We start from the raw sequence: 16,154 nt of genomic DNA, 5'->3' as shown, positions 1-16,154 counted from the left end.
GGGCTGGGGCGGCGCGGGCGGCCCGCCCGGCGGCGCACCCCCCGGTGCTCCGCCGTACCGGGACGGCCCGTACGACGGCCGCTCCCCGAACCCGCCTCCCCGCGGCCCCCCGGGACCCGCGGGGACGGGAGCGAGGCCGGCGGGCAGGGCGCGCGGGTGGCGGCGGTGGAACGCGATCGCGACGACGACCGCGCCGATGACGCCGCCGACGCCGATCACCACGACGGCGACGACCGCCGGGGTGACCCAGGCGGGCCGGTCGATGATCGTGACCGGTCCCGGGTCGTGGTCGGCGAAGCGCTTCGCGCCGGGCTTGCCGGCGGACGCGCCGGCCGCACCCTTGGCGAGCGAGTCGGCGGCGGCGAGGGCGCGCTGGGCGTGGACCTCGCCGAAGCCCACGTCGGGACCGTAGCCGCTCTTCGGCGTGAAGCGGGCGCTCTCGATGAGGGCCTGGGACACCAGCGCGGGCGCCATCTTGGGGTGCCGCGCGCGGATCAGCGCGGCGATCCCGGAGACCAGTGCGCTGGCGTCGCTCGTGCCGTCGGAGAGGAAGTAGTCCCCGCCGGGCCCGGCGACGGGCAGGCCGGCGCCGGGCGCGGACAGCACGACCGACAGGTTGCGGTTGGAGAAGGGCGCGCGCTCGTGCGACGCCTGCGTGGCGGCGACCGCGATGACGCCCGGGTAGGACGCGGGGTAGGAGTACGGCGAGAACCCGTCGCCGTCCACGAGCTCGCCGTCGTCGCCGTTGTTGCCCACGGCCGACACCACGACGACGCCCTTGCCGATGGCGTAGCCGATGGCGTCGCGCTCGGCGGGGATCTCAGTGTCCCGGCCGGGGAGGCTGATCTTGCCGAGCGACAGGTTGATGACGTCGGCGCCGTGGTCGGCGGCGTACCGGATGCCCTTCGCGACGGCGTCCTCCGCCGCCCGCGAGCTCCGGTAGCGCGCGTAGCTCGGGTCCTCCTTCTCGCCGATGACGCGGATGGCGAGGATCCGCGCCTCGGGCGCCATCCCGATGACGCCGTCGCGGCCGCCCGGCCCGTGGCCGTGCCCCGCGATCAGCGACGCCATCCCCGTGCCGTGCAGGTGGGCGGGCTTGTCGGCGCCGTCGATGGCGGCGAGCATGTTGGGGCCGACGGTGACGGACCCGGCGATGTCCTTCTGGTTCGGGTCGACGCCGGAGTCCACCAGGGCGACGGTGACGTTCCGGCCCTTGGTGATCTTCCAGGCGGCGTTCATGTCCAGCTCGTCGAGGATGCCGCGCTGCCGCTCCCGGACGATGTCGGCGTGCGCGGGCGCCGGGACGAGCGGGAGGCACGCGCCGGTGAGCGCCGCCGCCAGCAGTGCGCGCGCGGCCGCCGCGCGCCGCCCGCCCGCGGCCCGCTCGCGGCGCGTCCGCGCCCGGGTCAGCATTTCCACCCGCGCGCGTGGCAGTCGGGCAGGGCCTTGGCGGAGAGCGTCCGGGCGATCGCGGAGCCGAGCTGCGGCGCGATCGAGAACGGGTCGCCGGGCCGCTCCTTCCGGACGGCCGAGGCGGGGCGGCCGTCCGCCTCGCCGGAGGTGGTCAGCACGACGTAGGGGCCGCCGCGGTCGGACGTGCGGTCCTGCCGGGCGGCGTCGGTGAACCGCGCGGACGCGGTGCCGGGGAACGGGGCGGCGCGCAGCGCGGGGCGGACGCCGCCGTCGCCCGGCCCCTGCGAGCGGGGGATCGCCTTGTAGGCGCGGTCGGCGGCCCAGGGGTCGGCGAACGCGATGACGCCGACGGTGACGACGATGCCCTGGAGCTGGTCGGTGTAGGTGGCGCGCAGGACGGCCTTGCAGCCCTGCTGGAGGAGGCGCTCCGCGAGCTCCTGGTCGACGCCGGTGGCGCAGTTGGTGTCGGGGACGATGCCGGTCCGGGACGCGTACTCGCCGCGCCCCTGCTCCAGGCTGTAGGTGATCTTGCTGGGGAAGATCCGTTCGGCGGGCCACGCCTGCCAGCGCCGCGCGACCTCGGCCTTGGCGGCCCACTCCACCTCCGCGTTGGTGGGGTCGCGGTGCAGCTCGGCCCAGACGCCGCCGATCGCGATCGTGCCGGTGACCAGGTAGACGCAGCCGACGACGATCGCGGCGACCATCCACTGGCGGGCGCGCAGCCCGAGCACGGTGATCGCGGGCTCCTGCGGCCCACCCTGCATGCCCGCACCGGGCATGCCGCCACCGGGCATGCCCCCGCCCGGACCGCCGGGGGCGCCGGGCATGCCACCGCCCCACCGGCCTCCACCCGGCATGCCGCCACCGGGCGTCCAGGCCCCCGGCATTCCGGCGCCGGGCATGCCGGGGCCGGGGGGCGCCATGGGGCCGGGCGGTCCCGGAGGCGCGCCGGGGCCCGGTCCGGGCGGGCGGCCGGGAGGCTCGTCCGGCCGCCGGCCGGACGATGCCGGAGGGCCGGGCGGCAGGTGCGGGCCAGGCGGGGGCGGCTGCTGGGAGGGGGGCAGGAATGCCACAACAGCCAAGATTAACTCTGGTTCATGACATTCCGCCCTTACATCGGGGTGAGGGGGCCCGTCCTAACCCGGACGCTCCGGCCCCGGACGTGCCGGAGGGGCCCCTCCGCAGAGGGGCCCCTCCGGCACGGCGGAATGCGCGCGAGGTCACCGGTCGATGGTCCGGCGGGCCTCCTTCGCCGCGTCCTTGACCTGCTCGCCGACCTGCTTGGCGCCGCCGGCGGCCTGGTCCTTGCGGCCCTCGGCCTCCAGGTAGGGGTCGCCGGAGCGCCGCCCGGCCTCTTCCTTGCCCTGCCCCTTGGCCTTCTGGGTCTTGTTCTTGAGCTTGTCGAGGATGCCCATGGCTCCTTCTTCCGTACGAGGTCCGTACTAAGGAAGCGGTGCCCGCTACGTCCCGATCTATGCGGTCGTGAGGGAGACCCCCGCCACACCCCGGCGGCGGACCCCCGCCACACCGTCCCCACCGGCCCCGTCCGGACCGGCGGCAGGGGCGCTGGCATGGGCGTTTCCGGCCACCGGCCTTAGGGGAATGCGGGCGGACATGGCAAGGTTGTCCCGTGAGGGGACGACGACGTCCCGCCCCCGTAACAGCCGAGCGTCAGCACAGGAGCACCCACCGTGTCGTTGCCACCTCTGGTCGAGCCCGCAGCGGAGCTCACCCGCGACGAGGTCAACCGCTACTCGCGGCACCTCATCATCCCCGACGTGGGGATGGCCGGGCAGAAGCGCCTCAAGAACGCCAAGGTCCTGGTCGTCGGCGCGGGCGGTCTCGGCTCCCCCGCGCTGCTCTACCTGGCCGCCGCCGGCGTCGGCACCCTCGGCGTCGTCGACTTCGACGTCGTGGACGAGTCGAACCTGCAGCGCCAGATCATCCACCGGCAGTCGTCGCTGGGCAAGCCGAAGGTCGAGTCGGCCGCCGAGACGGTCCGCGAGATCAACCCGCTGATCGACGTGGTCGTGCACGACTTCGCGCTCGACCGCGACAACATCATGGACGTGTTCGCCCAGTACGACCTGATCCTGGACGGCACCGACAACTTCGCGACCCGCTACATGGTGAACGACGCGGCGGTGCTGCTCGGCAAGCCGTACGTGTGGGGCTCCATCTACCGGTTCGACGGCCAGGCGTCGGTGTTCTGGGCCGAGCACGGCCCCTGCTACCGCTGCCTCTACCCGGAGCCGCCGCCGCCCGGCATGGTCCCGTCGTGCGCCGAGGGCGGCGTCCTCGGCGTGCTGTGCGCGTCGATCGGCTCGATCCAGGTGAACGAGGCCATCAAGCTGCTGACCGGCATCGGCGAGCCGCTGGTCGGCCGGCTGATGATCTACGACGCCCTGGAGATGACGTACCGGTCGGTCAAGGTCCGCAAGGACCCCGAGTGCCCGCTGTGCGGCAAGAACCCGACGCAGACCGAGCTGCTGGAGGACTACGAGGCCTTCTGCGGCGCGGTGTCGGAGGAGGCCACCGAGGCCGCCAAGGACTCGACGATCACCGTCCTGGACCTGAAGGCGATGCAGGACCGCGGCGACGACATCTTCCTGGTGGACGTCCGCGAGCCGAACGAGTACGAGATCGTCTCGATCCCGGGCGCGACGCTGATCCCGAAGGGCGAGTTCCTGAACGGGTCGGCGCTGGAGCGGCTGCCGCAGGACAAGAAGATCGTGCTGCACTGCAAGTCGGGCGTCCGCTCGGCCGAGGCCCTCGCCGTGGTGAAGAACGCCGGCTTCGGCGACGCCGTGCACGTCGGCGGCGGCATCCTGGCCTGGGTGAAGCAGATCGACCCGAGCCAGCCCAGCTACTGACGCGCCGACGTGTTGACGCACTGACGCGGCGTCCCCGCGTCCACCGAGCCCCCGGATCCGCACGGATCCGGGGGCTTCGTGCTGCCCGGGCGGTTCCGGTCCGCCCGGCTCGATCAGTCCTTCTCGGGCGGACTGTAGGTGAGGCCGAGGGGCGGGGCTATCTCCTGGAGCATGAGCTCGAACATGGGCGCGGCGTCGTCGAGGGCGAAGCCGAGGTGGCCGAACGCCTCCAGGCTGACGCTGCCCTGGAGCCGCACCCAGCACTTGAGGAACTGCTGGATCACCCCGAGGGGGAGCGAGACGCCGAGGCGCTCCTCGCGGTAGCGGCGCAGCTGGGGAAGCAGGTCCGGGTCGAGCTCCTCGTCGGGCGGGACGGGGAACGGCTTCTTCTGCCACAGCTCCAGGAACAGCGACATGAACGTCCAGCCGAACTGGCGGGCGCACTCCTCGGCGAAGTCGGCCTGCTCGTCGGGGTCGAGGCCGCGGATCGGGGCGCCGAACAGCAGCGCGTACTCGCGGGGGTGCCCGAGCGACCAGCGGCGGAACTGCCGGGCGACGGACAGGAACTTGCCGCTCATGTCGTCGTGCGGCACCCGCGCGATCGCCGCCTGGAGCTCGGCCGTCAGCTCGGTGTAGACGTCGCCGACGACGTGGCGCAGCAGTTCGGAGTGGCTGTCGTAGTAGCGGTAGAGCGCGGGCGCGGTCATCCCCATCTCGCGGGCGATGGCGCGCAGGGTCACCGCCTCGGGCCCCTGCTCCACGAGGATCCGCCGCGCGGTCTCGGAGATCTCCCGGACCGTCGCCTCGCGCAGCCGGTCACGCCGTGTCGTCACGCTCCGCCCCACTTCCTCCCCGGGATCCGGCCGTCACCGGCCGCCCCCGCATGATTCCCCAAAAACACCATTGACGAAAGTGAACGTCATATGCAAAGTTTACAGCGTTCGCTAGTTTACGGCGTTCACCGACGTGACGCGGTGTAACAGGCAGGGGGAACGACGATGTTCGAGCGATGGGGCCGCTGGGTGCACCGCCGGCGGCGGTGGGTGCTCGCGGTCGCGGGAGCCGCGCTGGTCTTCGCCGCCGTATGGGGGACGGGCGTGTTCGGCGCGCTCACCTCGTCCGGCGGCTTCGACACGCCCGGCAGCGAGAGCGCCCAGGCGACGAAGATCGCCGAACGGGACCTCGGGCGCGACCAGGCCGACGTGGTGGTCCTCTACCAGGGGCGCCCCGGCATGACGGTGGACGACCCGTCCTACCGCGCGTCGGTGGAGAAGGCGCTGGCCGCGCTGCCCCAGGGCAAGGTCGCCGGGACGGCCACCTACTGGACGACCAAGGCGCCGCAGTTCGTCGGCAAGGACCGCGGCTCCACCTACGCCGTGCTGCAGCTCACCGGCAAGGACCAGGCGGCGCGGCAGGACTCCTACGACGCGATCAAGGACGACCTCACCGACGTCGGCGGCGGGCTGACCGCCAAGGTCGGCGGCTACCTCGGCACCCAGACCGCCATCAACGAGCGCGTCTCCTCCGACATCGGCCGGGCCGAGGGCATGGCCATGCCGGTGCTGCTGGTGCTGCTCGTGCTGATCTTCGGCGGGCTGGTGTCGGCGAGCCTGCCGCTGCTGATCGGCGGGCTGGCCATCCTCGGCTCGTTCACCGCGCTGCACGCGCTCACCTACGTCACCGACGTGTCGATCTTCGCGGTGAACATCACGACGTTCCTCGGGCTCGGCCTCGCGATCGACTACGGCCTGTTCATGGTCAGCCGGTTCCGGGAGGAGATCCGGCGCGACGGCGCCACCGCCGAGGACGCGGTCGCCGCGACGATGGCCACGGCCGGGCGGACCGTCGCGGTCTCCGGCGTCACGGTCGCGGTGTCGCTGTCCGGGCTGCTGCTGTTCGACCAGAACTTCCTGGTCTCGATGGGCTACGGCGGCATCGCCACCGTCTTCGTCTGCATGATCGGCGCGCTGACCGTGCTGCCGGCGCTGCTGGCCGTCCTCGGCACGAAGGTGAACGCCCTGCCGATCCGCCGCCGCAAGGCCGCCGCCGCGGCGGCGCGGGGCGAGGCGGACGGCTGGTGGGGCCGGCTCGCGCACAGCGTGATGCGCCGCCCGGTGGTCTACGCCGTCGCCACCGTCGCGCTGCTGCTGACGCTGGGCAGCCCCTTCCTCCACATCAACTGGGGCGGTGTGGACGCCAAGGTGCTGCCGTCCGGCGCCGACGCGCGGGTCGTCTCCGAGGCGCTGCAGACCGAGTTCCCGAGCAACTCCACCGAAGCGATCCAGGCGGTCGTGACCGGCACGTCCGACCGGGCCGCGATCCAGTCGTACGGCGACCGGCTCGCGGCGCTGCCCGGCGCGACCGGCGCGACCGTGACCGGCGCGAAGGGCGAGACGACGCGGATCGCGCTCACCTACTCCGCCGAGCCCGACTCCGCCGCCGCGCGCGACCTCGTCCACCGCGTCCGGGACGTCCCGCCGCCGCCCGGCGCGCGCTCCTACGTCGGCGGCGGCACCGCCGACGTCGTCGACCAGCTGTCCAGCATCGGCGGGACGCTGCCGTGGCTGGCGCTGCTCGTCGGCGGCGTCACGTTCGCGCTGCTGTTCCTCGCGTTCGGCTCGGTGGTGCTGCCGCTGAAGGCGATCGTGATGAACATGCTGTCGCTGTCGGCGACGTTCGGCGTGGTCGTGCTGATCTTCCAGGACGGGCACCTGTCCGGCCTCCTGGACTTCACCGCGACCGGTGCCATCTCCCCGTCGATGCCGATCCTGATGCTGGCGATGCTGTTCGGCATCTCGATGGACTACGAGGTGTTCCTGCTGTCGCGGGTCCGCGAGCAGTACGACCTGACCGGCTCCAACACCACCGCGGTCGCGACCGGGGTGCAGCGCACCGGCGCCATCATCACCAGCGCCGCGCTGCTGTTCATCGTCGTGATCGGCGCGTTCGCCACGTCCGGCGTCGCGTTCATCAAGATGACCGGCGTGGGGATGGCGGTCGCGATCCTGGTGGACGCGACGGTCGTCCGGGCGCTGCTGGTGCCGGCGACGATGCGGCTGCTCGGCCGCGCGAACTGGTGGGCGCCCGGCCCGCTGGCCCGGCTGTACGGGCGGTATGGGCTCCGCGAGGGCGACTCCGCCCCGCCGCCGCGTTCGCAGGAGCCGGCGTCCGCGCACTGAGCGCCCGGACGCCCCTGTCCGAGGCAGGTCCGAGGCCGTGTCCCGCCGCGCGCGGGGCGCGGCCTCGCGGCGCGTTCCGGAAGGGCGCGGGAGAAAGGCGCGGGAGAAAACGGTCGCCAAAATTCCAAAGCGCTTGTGGTCCGCCTCACCCGGCGGGAAACTGAATGACGTTCGCCCCGCGCCGTTCGTGTGACGCGCACCGCGACGGCCCGCGCCCGGCGACCCTCTCCCGCACCCGTTCACGGGTATTCCCCTGGAGGCACCATGCCCACGCTGGCGACCACCGAGGCCGACGTCGCCCTCGGCCACCTGGAGCGCCTGACCGAGGAGCTGCGCTCGCGCGGCTGGACGGTGGAGCTGGCCCCGCCGTCGGACCGCTGGCCCTCCGCGCTCGTCGCCAACCCCGAGATGCGGATGTTCAACGAGAACGTGATCGCCGTCCAGGAACGTTCCGACGGCTCGTGGTCGTACTTCTACGGCTGGGGCGAGCGGATCGCGCCGTGCACCGACGCGTCCGCCGCCGCCTCGATGCTGATCCGCGTGCTGGCCGTCCGCCGCGACGCGTGACCCCGCCGCGGGCCGTCCGCCGCGAGAGCGGGCTCACATCCCGGACGGTTCGGAGATCAACGCAGGTCACATAGCATGTCGGTCATGCTCTGGACGCGGTATGCGGCGATCGGCGACTCCTTCACGGAAGGGGTCGGCGACCCCGCCGGGGACGCCGGCGGAGGCTGGCGCGGCTGGGCGGACCGGGTGGCGGCCGAGCTCGCCGCCCGGTCGGACGGGCCCGGCGCGCCCCGGTTCGGCTACGCCAACCTGGCGGTCCGCGGCCGGCTGCTGGACCGGATCGTCGACGAGCAGCTCCCCGCCGCCCTGGACCTGAAGCCCGACCTCGTGTCGGTGTCGGGCGGCGGCAACGACCTGCTGCGGCCCGGCCTCGACATCGACGCGCTCGCCGCCCGGATGGACGAGGCCGTCGCCGCGATCCGCGCGGCCGGCGCCGACGCGGTGCTGTTCACCGGCGTCGACCCGGTCGGCTCCCCCGTCATCCGGCGCACGCGCGGGCGCGTCGCCGTCTACAACGAGCACCTGCGGGCGATCGCGGCCCGCCGCGGCGCGTTCGTCGTCGACCAGTGGTCCATGGACGTCCTGCGCGACTGGCGCTGCTGGAGCGTCGACCGCCTGCACATGTCGCCCGAGGGGCACCGGCGCGTCGCGCTCGCGATGCTGGAGGCCCTCGGCGTCCCGGACGCCGGCGACTGGCGCGAGCCGGCGCTGGAGCCGCTGCCGGAGCTGAGCCGGGGCGCGCAGCGGCTGGCGAACGCCCGCTGGGCGCGCGGCTACCTGGCCCCGTGGGTCGGGCGGCGGCTGCGCGGCCGCTCGTCCGGCGACCTGGTCACCGCCAAGCGCCCCACGCTGGCGCCGATCGAGTAGCCCGGACGTCCGCGGGGGCTAGGCCGACTTGCGGGTGCGGCTCTTCGCCGGCTCCTTCTTCCCGCCGGACTTCGACGGCGCCTTGCGGCCGCGCGGCGCGGGCTTCTTCGGCGTCTCCTTCTCCGACGACGACGCCGCCTTGCCGCCGCCCCCGCCGCCGCGGCTCTTCTTCGCCGCCTCGACGCTGGCGCGCAGCGCGCTCAGCAGGTCCGCCGCGGGCTCCTCCTCGGCCTCCTCGGACGGCCGGGTCACCTTGCGCCCCTCGACCTTCGCGTCGATCACCGCCTGGAGCGCCTCCCGGTAGGCGTCCTTGTACTCGCTCGGGTCGAAGTCGCCCGCCATCGAGTCGATCAGCGACGACGCCATCGACAGCTCCTGCTTGCGGACCTCGATGTCCTCGTCCAGGAACGGGAAGTCGGGCTCGCGCACCTCGTCCGGCCACAGCATCGTCTCCAGGACGAACACGCCGCCCCGCACCCGCAGCGTCGCCAGCGACTCGCGCTGCCGCAGCGCCACCTTCACGATGGCGACCTGGTCGGAGTTCTCCAACGCGTCGCGCAGCAGCACGTACGGCTTCGCGCCCTGCGCGTCCGGCTCCAGGTAATAGGACTTGGCGAAGTAGATCGGGTCGACCTCGGACTCCTCGACGAACTGGAGCACGTCGATGCGGCGACTGGTGGTCAGCGGCAGGTCGGCGAAGTCCTCGTCGGTGAGGATCACCATCTCGCCGCTCGGCAGCTCGTACCCCTTCGCGATGTCGGAGTACGGCACCTCCTCGCCGTCGACGGTGCAGACCCGCTTGTACCGGATGCGGCCGCCGTCCTCCCGGTGCACCTGGTGGAAGCTGACGTCCCGCTGCTCGGTCGCGGAGTACAGCTTCACCGGGATCGTCACCAGCCCGAACGAGATAGCGCCCTTCCAGATGCTCCGCATGCCGTTGTCCTTACCCAGCCCGGTCCGCTCCTCCCCTTAGCGTCGCAACCCCGTTCGATTTGCGCCATAACGGGCACTTGATCCTTTTCTTGGGCGCGGGCATCGGGTAAGACGCCGGTATGACCATGCCATGGCCCGTCGAGCCGATGATGGCCGCCACCGGCGACCTCCCCGACGACGGCGGACGCTGGGGCCTGGAGCTCAAATGGGACGGCGTCCGGGTCGTCTCGCAGGTGTCGCCGGACGGCGTCCGCGCCACCGGCCGGCGCGGGAACGACGTGACCTCGCGCTACCCCGAGCTCACCGCGCTCGCCGATCTGCTGCCCGACCACGACGTCGTGCTGGACGGCGAGATCGTCGCGTTCGAGCGGGGCCGGCCGAGCTTCGAGCGCCTCCAGCGGCGGATGCACGTGTCCGAGCCGCACCCCCGGCTGATCCGCGAGGTCCCCGTCCGGTACGTGGTCTTCGACGTGCTGTTCCTGGACGGCCGGGTGCTCTACGACGTCCCCTACGCCGAGCGGCGGTCGCTGCTCGACGGCCTCGACCTCGCCGGCAGCGGACCCGTCGAGGTGCCCCCCTACCTGCACGGCGGCGACACCACCCAGGTGGACGAGCTGCTCGCCTTCACCATCGAGGAGCACCTGGAGGGCCTGCTCGCCAAGCGGCTGGACTCCCCGTACCGGCCGGGCCGCCGCGTCGACTTCTGGCGCAAGGTGAAGAACTTCCAGACCCGCGAGGTGGTCGTCTGCGGCTGGAAGCCCGGCCGGGGACGCCGGGAGGGCGGCGTCGGCTCGCTGCTGCTCGGCGAGTACGACCCCAAGGGGCGGCTCGGGTTCGTCGGGCACGTCGGCACCGGTTTCAGCGACCGGGTCCTCGACGAGCTGTACGAGGCGCTGTGGCCGCTGCGCCGCCCGACCAGCCCGTTCGACGAGGCCGTCCCGCGCGAGCACGCCCGCGACGCCCAGTGGGTTGAGCCGCGCCTCGTCGGGGAGGTCGCCTACAGCGCCCGCACCAGGGACGGCCGCCTCCGTTTCCCGTCCTGGCGCGGGCTGCGCGACGACAAGGACCCCCTGGAGGTCACGAGTGAGCAGTGAGACCCCCGCGCCGGAGCACCCGTGGTGAGCGGCCGGCAGGTCGAGGTGGACGGCCGCCGGCTCAGCCTGTCCAACCTCGACAAGAACCTGTACCCGGAGTTCACCAAGGGCGAGGTCATCGACTACTACGCGCGGATCGCGCCGGTGATGCTGCCGCACCTGAAGGACCGTCCGGCCACCCGGATCCGCTGGCCGGAGGGCGTGGACGGCGGGAAGTTCTTCGAGAAGAACGCGCCCTCGCACACACCGGACTGGGTGCGGACGGCGGAGATCCCCACGCCGGGCAGCTCGTCCGGCCGCGAGACGGCGGACTTCGTCGTCGTCGACGACCTGCCGACGCTCGTGTGGTGCGCGAACCTCGCCGCGCTGGAACTGCACGTCCCGCAGTGGAAGGTCGGCCCGCGCGGCGGGCTGCGCGCCCCCGACCTGGTGGTGTTCGACCTGGACCCGGGGGCGCCCGCGACGATCGTCGAGGCGTGCGAGGTGGCCGGGCTGCTGCGCGACGTGCTCGCCGAGGACGGCTTCGACTCCTACCCGAAGACCAGCGGCAAGAAGGGCCTGCACCTGTACGTGCCGATCAAGGAGCCGAACGACGCGGCGCGGACGTCGGAGTACGCCAAGGCCGCCGCGCAGCGCCTCGCGTCGGAGCATCCGGACCTGGTCGTCGCGAAGATGGAGAAGCGGCTGCGCAAGGGCAGGGTCTTCGTGGACTGGAGCCAGAACAACCCGGCCAAGACGACCGTCGCGCCCTACTCGCTGCGCGCCGCGTCCAGCCCGTCGGTGTCCACCCCGATCACCTGGGACGAGCTGGAGTCCTGCGGGGACGCCGCCGACCTGGTGTTCTCCCCCGACGAGGTGCTCGGCCGGGTCGACAAGCACGGGGACCTGCTGGAACCCCTGCTGGACGGGCGCAGGCGCGCCCTCCCGTGACCCCGCCGGCCCGCCGCCGCGACACGATCTCCCCCTTTTCGGGCGCCGTATGTGTCCGAACGGCCACGCTCCGGCGCCGACTTCCGCCACCATGAGCACGGGGACGCAATGTGAGCGGGGACACACCCGCCGGTGCGGAAGGAAGATCAGTTGTCGCAGAACCATCACTACGACGCCGTGGTGCTGGGCGGGGGGACGGCGGGAGAGCTGGTCGCGACCGGCCTCGCCCGCGCCGGGCGCGACGTCGCGCTCGTCGAGAACCGCCTGGTCGGCGGTGAATCGCGGTATTTCGCGTGCGTCCCGTCCAAATCGCTGCTGCTGTCGGCGCGGCGCGGGGAGACCTGGGAGATGGCGGTCGCCCGCCGCGACGCCCTCACCGGGTACCGCGCCGACGAGCGGATCGTCGCCCGGATGGCCGAGGAGGGCGTCACCGTGCTGCGCGGCCGCGGCCAGGTGACCGCGCCCGGCCGGATCGAGGTGGACGGCGCCGAGCACGGCTTCGGCGACCTCGTGCTGTGCACCGGCAGCGAGCCGGTGATCCCGCCCGTCGACGGCCTCGCCGACGTACCGCTGTGGACGAGCGACGGCGCCCTGTCGGTGCCCGACCTGCCGCGCCGGCTCGTCGTCCTCGGCGGCGGCCCGGTCGGCTGCGAGCTGGCGCAGGTGTACGCGGCGTTCGGCTCGCAGGTGTCGCTGGTCGAGGCGTCCGGGCGGCTGCTGACCGCCGAGGCGCCGTTCGCCGGGGAGGTGCTCGCCGACGCGCTCCGCCGGATGGGCGTCGACCTGCGCCTCGGCGCCGGCCTGAGCCACGTCGAGCGCAAGGAGTCGGGGCTGCGGCTGTGGCTGTCGGACGGCGGCACGCTGGACGCCGACCGGATCCTGGTCGCCGCCGGGCGCCGCCCCCGGGTCGAGGGGCTCGGCCTGGAGACCCTCGGCGTCGCCACGTCGCCCGGCCACGGCGTGCCGGTGGACGAGACGTGCCGGGTCCCGTCGACGTCCGGCGACGTGTGGGCGGCGGGCGACGTCACCGGCGTCGCCCGCACCACGCACGCCGCCCGCTACCAGGCGCGGCTCGTCCTGGCCAACCTGCTCGGCGAGCACCGCGCGGCCGACTACCGCGCGATCCCCCGGGTCGTGTACACGACCCCCACCGTCTACGCGGTCGGGATCTCCCCGAAGCAGGCGGAGGAACTCGGAATAGACCTCCTCACCGCCGGGTACGACCTCGCCGCGACGGCGCGGGCGGCGGTCGAGGCCGACGATCGCGGCCGGGTCGAGTTGTACGCCGACCGCTCCCGGGGGCTGCTGATCGGCGCCGCCGCCGCCGGACTCTACGCTGAGGAGTGGATGAGCGAGATCGCGCTGGCCATCCGCGCGGAGACGCCGCTGAGCGTGCTCACCGACGTCGTGCACGCGTTCCCGACCTACGGCGAGTCCGTGGAGGCGCCGCTGCGGGAACTGGCCGGCCGCCTGTGACGGACCTTCCGATGGGCCCTTCCGAGGAGGACGCGTGATGAGCGAGACCGACGACCTGGAGCGGGAGCCGCTGCCCGAGGACGCCAACGAGGCCGACACCGCCGAGCAGCGGGCCGACCTCGGCGAGGAGGGCGAGGACGGCGAGGAGACGACCGAGTGGGCGGCGCAGCTGCCGATGGACGTCAACGAGGCCGACGCCGCCGAGCAGCACCGGGAGATCCCGCTCGACGAGGACGACTACCGCTGACCGCCGGCGGCCCGCGGCCGCCGCACCGGAGCGTCCGTCCGGGTCCGGCGGACGACGCGTCCGGCTGCGGCGGTCCGCCGCCGGAAATACACTGACCTGCGCGCGCGAGGAACGTCGGTGGTCTTTGTTAGTGACCCACGAGGTTACCGGCGCGTAGGATGGTGGGATTGTTTCCCCGCGACGGACACCCTCTACCGTCGCACTGATCTGGTGATCGGAGAGTGTGGTGACGGCTACCCCGGACGCACGCCCCCGTGGCACGCGCCTGCCGCGGCTGGCGCGCCGCAGGCAACTGCTCGGCGCGGCCCAGGAGGTGTTCGTCGCGCAGGGGTACCACGCGGCGGCGATGGACGAGATCGCCGAGCGCGCGGGCGTCAGCAAGCCCGTGCTCTACCAGCACTTCCCGGGCAAGCTGGAGCTGTACCTGGCCCTGCTGGACGAGCACGCCGAGGCGCTGGTGAAGACCGTGCGCGACGCGCTGGAGTCCACCACGGACAACAAGCTGCGCGTGCAGGCGAGCATGCAGGCGTTCTACGACTTCGTGGCCGGCGACGGCGAGGCGTACCGGCTGGTCTTCGAGTCGGACCTGCGCAACGTGGCGCCCGTCCGGGCCCGCGTCGACCGCGCCAACCAGCAGTGCGCCGAGATGATCGCCCAGGTGATCGCCGAGGACACCGGCGCCGCCAGCGACGAGGCCCACCTGCTCGGCATGGGCCTGGTCGGGATGGCCGAGGTCAGCGCCCGGTTCTGGCTGTCGCAGCACCGCGCGATCCCCAAGGACACCGCCGAGAAGATCATCGCCCGCCTCGCCTGGCGCGGCATCTCCGGCTTCCCGCGGACCGGCGAGCAGGGCTGACCGCCGCGTTTCACTCGCGGCGAAGCGGCGGGACGGCCGATCCGCCGGTCTCCGTGCGACCATCGAAGGACCGTCCCGCGGGTGCCGGGACGGGACCGACGAGGGGAGCAGCGCGTGCAGGTTCGGATCGGCGTGCAGAACGTGCCGAAGGAGATCGTCGTGGAGACCGACCAGTCCGCCGACGAGGTGCAGGAGGCCCTCGCCGGCGCGCTGGCGGAGCCGCGCGGGGTGTTCGTGCTGAAGGACCGGCGCGCGGGGCGGGTCGTCGTGCCCGCCGAGCGGGTCGGCTACCTGGAGATCGCCGAGGACGAGCGCCGCGGCGTGGGCTTCGGCACCCAGTACGCGTGAGCCGTGACCGCGCGTGCGCCGGTGACCCTGCGAGGTTCGGTGGCCGCGCGCGGGCCGTCACGCGGCGCGTCCGGTCGGCTGCTGTAGCTGATGTCCCGGCAGGTCGGCAAGCGTCTTGACGAAGATTTTGTTTGTTTCCGGAGGAACGGGCATACCGGTTGGCGACCAACGGGCCGGATCTTCCGGCCCCCCGGAAACGAAACGGACTGACTGAGATGCTGACGATCCTCTGGTTCATCATCGCCGGTGCCGTGGTCGGGGCGCTGGCACGGCTCATCGTGCCCGGCCGCAACCCGATCGGCATCCTGCTGACGATCGGCGTGGGCATCGTCGGCGCGATCCTCGGCGGCGCGATCGCCTCCGCGCTCGGCGCCGGCTGGGTCATCGCGCTCATCTTCGCGGTGGTGATCGCCGCGATCGGCGTGGCCGCGCTGACCTCGCTCAACAGCCGCGGCGGCGGCCGCTGGGGCGGACGCCGGCGCAGCCGCAGCTTCTGACCGGCCCCCTCCGGCCGGGCGATCCCCCGGCTTCCCGGCCGGCACCATGGAAGGCCCCCGCTCCCCCCGCGAGCGGGGGCCTTCCCCTGTCCGGGGCGTCAGGGCGACGGTACGGCGACGCCCGCCGCGCGGAAGACGTCCGGGCGGATGAACGGGCCGAGCCGCCGGTACGGCACGCTGAACGCCCGCCAGGCCCGTCCGCAGGCCATGCTGTAGCCCAGCGCGGGCTCCGGCGGGTAGAAGTCGATCCCCTTGCGCGTCGGCAGCACCTGGACGTTGCCGTCCCTGATCATCGCGGGCGTGACGGCACCGGTGTCCGGACCCGCCGGCTCGTTCTCGCACAGGGAGCCGCCGCCGGGCCCGTACTCGATCAGCAGGCGGGTGAAGGCGCGGGTGCTCGCCGTCGTGAGCGCGTCCGCCCGGAAGAAGTCGCGGGGCGGCACCGCGCGCCCGGTGGTCAGGTCGACCGTGACCATCTGCGCCAGGGCCGTGTTCCTGGTCAGGACAGTCCCGCTGTAGGAGTAGCGGACGGAGAACAGCTTCGGCCCGTTCAGCCCCACCTCGTAGGTCACCTTGCCCGTGTAGGGGGTCGGCGGGTCGCCGGTGCCGGTGAAGGCGGCCAGCTCCTGGCCGGCCCTCCGCGCCCAGCTCTCGGCGGGCTCGCGGACCGCCGCGTTGGCCTTCGCCAGCACCGCGGCGGGCAGCCCGCTCAGCTGCGGGTAGCTCGCCGTGACGCGCGTCGCGGGATGGCCGGTCGTCCGGACGACCGACACGGGCCGCACCCGCAGGTCCGTCCGCGCCTGCGCGCCGCCGCCCCCGGAGGAGGCGGCCGTGTAGGCCCCGGCGCCGCCCGCCGCGAGCGCGGCGGCGGCAG

General features: G+C 73.4%; 17 protein-coding genes. 11 read left to right on the top strand and 6 right to left on the bottom strand.

All coding sequences use genetic code 11. The features are described from left to right. The 3 genes from amrb99_RS47475 to amrb99_RS47465 all read right to left on the bottom strand — a co-directional run. Nucleotides 1-1,413, bottom strand: a 1,413-nt coding sequence (locus amrb99_RS47475) for a S8 family serine peptidase (protein ID WP_241756626.1), incomplete at its 3' end; no start/stop codon positions are given. Beyond that, complete coding sequence (locus amrb99_RS47470; protein WP_190868689.1) at nt 1,407-2,177, bottom strand: hypothetical protein; 771 nt, start codon at nt 2,175-2,177, stop codon at nt 1,407-1,409. The genes amrb99_RS47475 and amrb99_RS47470, both read right to left, overlap by 7 nt. A gap of 456 nt (nt 2,178-2,633) precedes the next feature. Continuing rightward, nucleotides 2,634-2,828, bottom strand: a complete 195-nt coding sequence (locus amrb99_RS47465) for a CsbD family protein (RefSeq protein ID WP_190868688.1) — start codon at nt 2,826-2,828, stop codon at nt 2,634-2,636. Nucleotides 2,829-3,104: 276 nt separating this feature from the next. On the opposite strand from amrb99_RS47465, the gene moeZ reads away from it, so the two are divergent. Next, a complete protein-coding gene (moeZ, locus tag amrb99_RS47460) occupies nt 3,105-4,286 on the top strand; it encodes an adenylyltransferase/sulfurtransferase MoeZ (RefSeq protein ID WP_190868687.1) in 1,182 nt (393 codons plus the stop codon). A gap of 113 nt (nt 4,287-4,399) precedes the next feature. Here the strand turns inward: moeZ and amrb99_RS47455 are convergent, their stop codons facing one another. After that, nucleotides 4,400-5,119 carry a WHG domain-containing protein gene (locus tag amrb99_RS47455; protein WP_190868686.1) on the bottom strand — a complete coding sequence of 240 codons (720 nt, stop codon included), beginning with the start codon at nt 5,117-5,119 and terminating at the stop codon, nt 4,400-4,402. 165 nt (nt 5,120-5,284) lie between these two features. Between amrb99_RS47455 and amrb99_RS47450 the strand changes: the two genes are divergently transcribed. The 3 genes from amrb99_RS47450 (at nt 5,285) to amrb99_RS47440 (ending at nt 8,899) form a co-directional block, all read left to right on the top strand. Continuing rightward, nucleotides 5,285-7,465, top strand: coding sequence for an MMPL family transporter (locus amrb99_RS47450; RefSeq protein ID WP_190868685.1), 2,181 nt, complete (start codon nt 5,285-5,287; stop codon nt 7,463-7,465). A 264-nt stretch (nt 7,466-7,729) separates the two neighbouring features. After that, nucleotides 7,730-8,032: a hypothetical protein gene (locus amrb99_RS47445; RefSeq protein ID WP_190868684.1), complete on the top strand. Its 303-nt coding sequence runs from the start codon at nt 7,730-7,732 to the stop codon at nt 8,030-8,032. A gap of 84 nt (nt 8,033-8,116) precedes the next feature. Continuing rightward, nucleotides 8,117-8,899, top strand: a complete 783-nt coding sequence (locus tag amrb99_RS47440) for an SGNH/GDSL hydrolase family protein (RefSeq protein ID WP_347257174.1) — start codon at nt 8,117-8,119, stop codon at nt 8,897-8,899. Nucleotides 8,900-8,917: 18 nt separating this feature from the next. Here the strand turns inward: amrb99_RS47440 and amrb99_RS47435 are convergent, their stop codons facing one another. Next, nucleotides 8,918-9,832, bottom strand: a complete 915-nt coding sequence (locus tag amrb99_RS47435) for a Ku protein (protein ID WP_190868682.1) — start codon at nt 9,830-9,832, stop codon at nt 8,918-8,920. A gap of 119 nt (nt 9,833-9,951) precedes the next feature. Between amrb99_RS47435 and ligD (amrb99_RS47430) the strand changes: the two genes are divergently transcribed. The 7 genes from ligD (amrb99_RS47430) to amrb99_RS47400 all read left to right on the top strand — a co-directional run bounded on the left by ligD (amrb99_RS47430) (nt 9,952) and on the right by amrb99_RS47400 (nt 15,280). After that, entirely contained in the window at nt 9,952-10,926 is a 975-nt protein-coding gene (ligD, locus tag amrb99_RS47430) for a non-homologous end-joining DNA ligase (protein WP_190868681.1), read from the top strand. 24 nt (nt 10,927-10,950) lie between these two features. Further along, complete coding sequence (gene ligD / locus amrb99_RS47425) at nt 10,951-11,856, top strand: non-homologous end-joining DNA ligase (RefSeq protein WP_190868680.1); 906 nt, start codon at nt 10,951-10,953, stop codon at nt 11,854-11,856. Between the two features lie 150 nt (nt 11,857-12,006). After that, nucleotides 12,007-13,332: an NAD(P)/FAD-dependent oxidoreductase gene (locus tag amrb99_RS47420; RefSeq protein WP_194737836.1), complete on the top strand. Its 1,326-nt coding sequence runs from the start codon at nt 12,007-12,009 to the stop codon at nt 13,330-13,332. Between the two features lie 37 nt (nt 13,333-13,369). Beyond that, on the top strand, nt 13,370-13,579 hold the full coding sequence (locus amrb99_RS47415) for a hypothetical protein (RefSeq protein ID WP_190868679.1): 210 nt from the start codon (nt 13,370-13,372) through the stop codon (nt 13,577-13,579). Nucleotides 13,580-13,805: 226 nt separating this feature from the next. Further along, entirely contained in the window at nt 13,806-14,435 is a 630-nt protein-coding gene (locus tag amrb99_RS47410) for a TetR/AcrR family transcriptional regulator (RefSeq protein ID WP_190868678.1), read from the top strand. A 114-nt stretch (nt 14,436-14,549) separates the two neighbouring features. Beyond that, nucleotides 14,550-14,783: a DUF3107 family protein gene (locus amrb99_RS47405; RefSeq protein WP_190868677.1), complete on the top strand. Its 234-nt coding sequence runs from the start codon at nt 14,550-14,552 to the stop codon at nt 14,781-14,783. Nucleotides 14,784-14,941: 158 nt separating this feature from the next. Further along, the gene (locus tag amrb99_RS47400) at nt 14,942-15,280 is read left to right on the top strand and encodes a hypothetical protein (RefSeq protein WP_241756625.1); all 339 of its coding nucleotides are present in this window, start codon (nt 14,942-14,944) and stop codon (nt 15,278-15,280) included. Between the two features lie 98 nt (nt 15,281-15,378). On the opposite strand, the gene amrb99_RS47395 is transcribed toward amrb99_RS47400, so the two are convergent. Then, nucleotides 15,379-16,154 (bottom strand): hypothetical protein (locus amrb99_RS47395; protein WP_190868675.1); only part of this gene is annotated, 776 nt, incomplete at its 5' end.

Source organism: Actinomadura sp. RB99 (genome assembly GCF_014706005.1).
Classification (GTDB): domain Bacteria; phylum Actinomycetota; class Actinomycetes; order Streptosporangiales; family Streptosporangiaceae; genus Spirillospora.
Note: the sequence above shows the minus strand (reverse complement) of the source record. Positions and strands in the feature narration are given on the sequence as shown.